At 72.3% G+C, this 1,997-nt stretch carries 1 protein-coding gene and 1 rRNA gene; both read left to right on the top strand.

The window, feature by feature from the left end; translation table 11 throughout:
* Positions 1-92, top strand: a 5S ribosomal RNA gene (gene rrf / locus ACFW1I_RS36395); the annotation flags it as partial.
* Positions 93-241: 149 nt separating this feature from the next.
* Positions 242-1,831, top strand: a complete 1,590-nt coding sequence (locus tag ACFW1I_RS36390; protein WP_384678071.1) for a hypothetical protein — start codon at positions 242-244, stop codon at positions 1,829-1,831.
* Positions 1,832-1,997: the final 166 nt, after the last annotated feature.

The raw sequence follows: 1,997 nt of genomic DNA, 5'->3' as shown, positions 1-1,997 counted from the left end.
CGCCCGGTTACATTCCGAACCCGGAAGCTAAGCCTTTCAGCGCCGATGGTACTGCAGGGGGGACCCTGTGGGAGAGTAGGACGCCGCCGAACAATTTTTAGCCTCAACCCCCGGACTCTGTCCGGGGGTTGAGGCATTTCTGCGTTCTCGTGGATCGTGGGGCACTTCGCTTCCCTTCTCCGGGGGACGGGCCTAGCGTCGGCGGCCGGCGCGACTGTCGTACCCACCCGGAGGAGCTGTCTTGACCTCATGCACACGCCCTCGCAGAAGACGCCTGGCCGGTCTGGCCACCGCCCTCGCCGCCGTCCTGCTCGTCGGTTCGGCGCCCGTGGCCCAGGCCGAGGAGATCCCCCTCGCGCTGGGGCACCGGCTCGTCGAGCACTACCTGGGCGCCCCGGCGACGGCCAGGCCGCTGCCGGGTGCCGGGCCCGCCCGGCATCCGTACCTCGCCCCCAACGGGCGCAGCGGCATGCACGCCGACGGGGCCGGGAGCGGGACGCACCCGTACCCGGGGCCGCTCGGGCGGGAACCGGACGTGACCAGCGAGAAGATCGCGCCCCTCGGCGGGGAGTGCGCCACCGTCACCTTCGACGCCGGCGGGCGGCTCCTCACCGTCTGCGGGACGTTCAGCGGCTTTCTGCTGAAGCTGCTCGACCCGCGGAGCCTCGACACGCTCGCCGAGTACCAGCTGCCGCAGCGCTCCTCCACCGTCGAGGCCATCACCCGGCTCGACTTCGGGAAGATCTTCAAGGACACCTCGGGTGGGGCCTACTTCTATCTGGACGACCGTGACCGGGTGGTGCTCGCCGACTCCCGGCAGCACGTGCTGCGGATCTCCCACGCGCGGAACGCCGACGGGCGCTGGGAGTTCACGGTCGAGGACGACTGGGACCTCACCCCGCTGGTGCCGCACGACTGCGTCACCTGGACGAACCTCCTGCCGAGCGGAGTCTGTGACCCCGTCACCTCCGTGATGCCGGACTGGGACGGGCGTATCTGGTGGGTCACCCGGCTCGGGCGGGTCGGGACCGTCGACCCGCAGAGCGGTGCCCTGCGGGCCGTACGGCTGGAGGGGGAGGAGATCCAGAACTCGTTCTCCGTCGCCGAGGACGGCGTCTCCCTCGTCACGGACCACGCGCTGTACGCGTTCCGGGCCGACGCCGACGGGACGCCGCGGGTCGTCTGGCGGGAACCGTACGACCGGGGGACGGGGACCAAGCCCGGCTCGGTGAACCAGGGGTCGGGAACCACGCCCGATCTCTTCGGGCGGGGTGACGCGTACGTGGCCATCACCGACAACGCCGACGAGCGGATGAACGTCCTCGTCTACCGGCGCGGAGCGGACGCGCCGGCGGGGGAGCGGCTCGTCTGCAAGGTGCCGGTGTTCGGCGCCGGGGCCTCCACCACCGACAACTCGCTGATCAGCTGGGGCGACAGTCTCGTGGTGGAGAACAACTACGGGTACGAGAACCCGTCGTCGCTCGGCTTCGGGCGGAGCGTCGTCGGCGGGGCGACGCGGATCGACGTACGGCCCGACGGGAGCGGCTGCGACGTGGTCTGGGAGAGCGACGTACGGTCGCCGTCCACCGTGCCCAAGCTGTCCACGGCCAACGGGCTGCTCTACTTCTACGAGAAGCGGCCGCACCGGTGGGGGATCGACGCCTGGTACCTGACCGCCGTCGACTTCCGCACCGGCGCCCGGGTCTTCTCGCGGTTCACCGGGACCGGGCTCGGCTACGACAACAACTGGGCGCCGATCACCCTGGGCCCCGACGGCACCGCCTACGTCGGCGTCTTCAACGGGATCGTCGCCGTGCGGGACACCGGCTGAGCCCGGACGCACGGGACCGGGGGGGGGGCCCCCGGCGCGGGGGGGGTGCACCCCCACCCGCCCGGGTGGGCCCCAAAAGGCCCCCCCCCGCCCCCCCGCCCCCGGGGGGCGGGGGGCGATCGGGCGGCCGATCCGGAGGCGCCGCTCGTGGCGCTCGCGTTCAAGG

This window comes from Streptomyces sp. NPDC058955, assembly GCF_042741435.1.
Classification (GTDB): Bacteria; Actinomycetota; Actinomycetes; order Streptomycetales; family Streptomycetaceae; genus Streptomyces.
The sequence above is the reverse complement of the archived record's forward strand: the minus strand, read 5'-3'. Positions and strand labels throughout refer to the sequence as shown.